At 73.4% G+C, this 4,073-nt stretch carries 3 protein-coding genes; all 3 read right to left on the reverse strand.

Features of this window, described 5'->3' with window-relative positions; all coding sequences use genetic code 11:
- Window positions 1-177: 177 nt before the first annotated feature.
- The 3 genes from AB0L34_RS22565 to AB0L34_RS22575 all read right to left on the reverse strand — a co-directional run bounded on the left by AB0L34_RS22565 (window position 178) and on the right by AB0L34_RS22575 (window position 3,569).
- Window positions 178-921 carry an N-acetyltransferase gene (locus AB0L34_RS22565; RefSeq protein ID WP_363706325.1) on the reverse strand — a complete coding sequence of 248 codons (744 nt, stop codon included), beginning with the start codon at window positions 919-921 and terminating at the stop codon, window positions 178-180.
- 9 nt (window positions 922-930) lie between these two features.
- Window positions 931-1,629, reverse strand: a complete 699-nt coding sequence (locus AB0L34_RS22570) for a DUF998 domain-containing protein (protein WP_363706327.1) — start codon at window positions 1,627-1,629, stop codon at window positions 931-933.
- A gap of 116 nt (window positions 1,630-1,745) precedes the next feature.
- Window positions 1,746-3,569: an AMP-dependent synthetase/ligase gene (locus AB0L34_RS22575; protein ID WP_363706329.1), complete on the reverse strand. Its 1,824-nt coding sequence runs from the start codon at window positions 3,567-3,569 to the stop codon at window positions 1,746-1,748.
- Between the last annotated feature and the right edge of the window lie 504 nt (window positions 3,570-4,073).

Here is a 4,073-nt window from a genome sequence, read left to right on the forward strand (position 1 = left end):
CCGGCCTCGGGGGCGCCCGGGGCCCCCCCCCCCCCCCCCCCACCGACGACGCGCGATCGCGCCGAGCTGAACCTCGACAGCACCGCCGACGCGGTGAGCAGGACTCGTCTGCGGAGCAGGGGCGAGGTTTGCCCGGCGACCGCCGGGGCCGACCGGTCTGGAGCCGTACGCGGCGGCCTACAGGCGGTGCCGGACCCAGACGTTGGGCTCGACGTAGACGGCGTGGTCGTGCGCCACGTCGCAGTGCACGGGCACGAGGGCTCCCGGCACGTGGACCGGTCCGCTGGTGTCGAACGGCAGGCCCGTCCAGCGGCGCCAGTCGGCGAGCGTCCCGGTGATCGTCATCGACCGGGGAGCGACGCGTTCGACGCGTCCACCGGCCCGGACGTGCACCCGCAGCCACGGGTCGACCGGCAGGCCGTCCTCGCGGACCTGCGCCGCGTACTCCGTCATCGGCAGGTCGGGCTCGGCGTGCTTGCCGCTCGGGCGGACCGGCGCGACCAGTGTGTCGTAGCCCCGCTTCGCCACGGCCTCCCGCATGGCGGCGAGCATCAGGGCCGACAGGCCGGTGCCCCGCCGGTCCGGCCGGATGCAGATCTCCAGGGCCGAGACGATGTTCGGGGTGGCGCCGGTGAGGCGGTTGATGGTGGCACGCTGGATCACCCGGTCCCAGCCGCCGTCGGGCAGCTCCGCCTCCGTCCAGCGCAGCGGCACGGCGTACGCCCGGGCGACGGCGCGTCCGGGCTCGGCGGAGTCGACCGCGACGAACACGAACTCGGGGTACAGGTCGTGCGCGACCCCGTAGTACACGGCACCCATCGGGTCCCAGAGCATGAACGGCGGCCACGCCCCGTCGAAGTCGTCGTCGAGCAGCGGTGCCAGGTCCGGGCGGTCCGCCAGGGACACGATCTCCAAAGCCACGGCGGAACCCTAGAGGGTCGGGGCCGCGCGGCGCACCTCGGATTCGGCAGGGGGCGGTGGTGAGTCCCGGAACATCGCTTCGCCCTTGACGAGCCACGCGGCACCGAAGGCGAGCACCGCCACCGCCTCGCACCAGAACAGCGGCTTGAGCGTGTCGCGGACGGAGAAGGGCAGCGCGTTGCTCGCCACCGCGAGCGCGATGGCGCCGATGATGATGCCGCCACAGGCGTAGTAGATGCCGTTGCGGGCCCGCGTCCGCCCTGTCGCGGGGACCGTCGAGCCGGTCTGGGGGAACAGGAAGATGCAGAAGACGGCCAGCAGCACGAACAGGGCAGCGGCCGAGACCTGGTGCAGCCGCCCGATCGTGACGTCGGTGGGCGTGAGCGTTCCCCTCGGCGCACCCGTCGCGGCGGGGAACAGCGCCACCGCTATCGCCAGTACGCCGGCGATCGAGCTGAGGACGTCGTCCACCTTCCGGTAGCGGTAGCAGACGAGGAAGACGCCGATGGCGCACATTCCGCCGACGAAGACGTCTCGCATGCCGGTGTGGTAGGAGGCGCTGATCGAGTCGAGCAGAACGAACCTGCCGGTGAGCATCGCGTTGCCGACCGTCAGCACGATCGGCAGCGCGATGCCGACCGTGCCGATGCCGAGACGGAGACGGCGGAGGGTCACGGCGTCCTGCGGCGGCTTGACGGGCGTGGACATGACGCCTCCCCACTGTGGCAACGGTGCCGGTCAAGCGAGCCGGGCCGGCGGTGCTGTTGCAAGCAGTGGAATCCGTACGACGCTCCGTGTCAATGAGCCTGTCTCCGGCAGGGGCGTCAGTGGTCGCGGTAGAGTGCGTCGATGTCGGCGGCGTAGCGCTCCTGCACCACCGCTCGCCGCACCTTCAACGTGGGGGTGAGTTCACCGTCGGCCTCGGTGAGGTCGCGGGGAAGGACGCGGAACTTCTTGATCTGCTCGGCCCGCGACACCGCGCGGTTCGCCCGGTCGACCGCGTGCTGGACCGCCTCCCGCAGCGCCGGGGAGTCCCGCAGGTCCGACACCGAGGCGTCCGCGCGACCGTGCGCGGCCCGCCACCCCGGCCACGCCTGCGGGTCGATCGTGACCAGCGCGACGAGGTAGGGCCGTCCGTCGCCGATCACCACGCACTGGCTGACCAGCGGATCCGCGCGGACCTGATCCTCGAGCGGGGCGGGGGCGATGTTCTTGCCGGACGCCGTGACGATGATGTCCTTCTTCCGCCCGGTGACCCGCACGTAGCCGTCCTCGTCGAGTGTCCCGAGGTCGCCGGTACGCAGCCAACCGTCGGTGAACGTCTCGCGGGTGGCCTCGGCGTTGTTCCAGTACCCGGGGAAGATGACCCCTCCCCGGGCCAGGATCTCCCCGTCCTCGGCGATCGCGATCTCGACTCCGGGCAGCGGACGACCCACCGTGCCGATCCGCATCGCCGCCGGCGTGTTGGCCGTCAGGGCGGGCGAGGTCTCGGTCAGCCCGTACCCCTCGAGCACCGTGAGGCCGGCGCCGCGGAGAAAGTGCGCGAGCCGTGGCGCCAGCGGTGCCCCGCCGACGATCGCCACCCGGCAGCGTCCACCCAGCGCCGCCCGCAGCTTGCGATAGACCAGCACGTCGCACACCAGATGCGCCAGCCGCAGCACGGTCCCCGGTCCGCCACGGGTGTCCCGCGCGCGGCTGTACCGCACCGCCACCCGGTCGGCGACCGCGAACAGCCAGCCCCGGTGCTCGTCGGCCGCCTTCCGCCTCGCCCGGTCGTAGATCTTCTCGAACACCCGCGGCACGGCCAGGACGAACGTCGGACGGTACCGGCGGAGCTGGTCCAGCACGCCGCCGATGTCCGCGCTGTGCACCATGGTGGCGCGCGTGTGTACGACGCCGACCTGGATCATCCGGGCGAAGGCGTGGGCCAGGGGCAGGAACAGCACCGTCGACGCGGCGGGATGGAACACCTCCGGCAGGATCGCGGTCGCGTTGCCGACGTCCAGGGCGATGTTGCCGTGCGTCAGGACGCAACCCTTCGGCCGTCCGGTCGTGCCGCTGGTGTACACGATCGTGGCGATGTCGCCCGCCGACACGCGCCGACGGCGGGCCTCCACCTGCCCGACGTCGACGACGCGGCCGGCCCCGGCCAGTCGGATCAGGTCGCCCGCGTCGATCTCCCACGCGTGCGCCAACGCCGGCAGGGAGCCGCGCAGGCCGTCCAGCATCGCGGCGTGCCCGGCCGTCTCCACCACGCAGGCGACCGCGCCCGAATCGGAGAGGATCCAGGCCAACTGGTCCGCGCTCGACGTGTCGTACACGGGAACCGTCACCGCGCCGACGGACCACAGCGCGTAGTCCACCAGGGTCCACTCGTACCGGGTGCGGCTCATCAGCGCCACCCGGTCGCCCGGCTGGACCCCCGCGGCCACCAGACCTCGGGCGACCGCCTGCACGTCGTCGCGGAACTGCCGGCAGGTCACGGTCGTCGCGCCCCGCCCCGACCGGGCAGCCGGCCAGGACCGGGGGTCGGGGTCCGGTCGGACGAACTGCGTCTGGTCCGGATCGCGTTCGGCGTTGTGCCACACCACCTCGGCCAGGCCGAGCTCGACGTCGGTGACGACCGGCGCAACCGCCATCTCCCGCACGCTCGCCCACCTACCCTCAGTCAGGTCGCTGAGAGTTCGATGATGAGGCGTGCACCGGCGTCCGGTCGCGCGAACGGCGAAACCGGGCCGCCTGGTTCCGCGGCGTGATAGCCGAGCGTCCCGGTGGCCCAGGGCCGCCCGCCACCCGCCCGCCGAAGGTCCCCGCGGCCCGGCGTTGTGGCCGCCGCCGCAGGTGGTGGCCGATACGCGGGCAGCCGGTCTATGGTGACGCCGTGATCCTCTGCGGCCTGTCCGGGCAGCCCCGCTCGTCGGGGCCGCGGGCCGCTGCTGCGCACTCGCGTCCGGTCCCCGCGGCAGCGGCGCCGTCGACGAACGCGCGGACCCGCCTCGTCGCCGACACGACCCTGCGTCACCTCGTCGTGTCGGTGGTCGCCCGCGCCCGCCGGGGCGCGGTCGCGCCGATCGTCGCGCCGCCGATCCGGCGGGCGCCCGGCCAGCGCCGCCCCCCGCCACCCCGCCGACATCCACAAGTCCGGCACCGGC

It is taken from the genome of Micromonospora sp. NPDC052213, assembly GCF_040679695.1.
In the GTDB taxonomy this organism is placed as follows: Bacteria; Actinomycetota; Actinomycetes; order Mycobacteriales; family Micromonosporaceae; genus Micromonospora.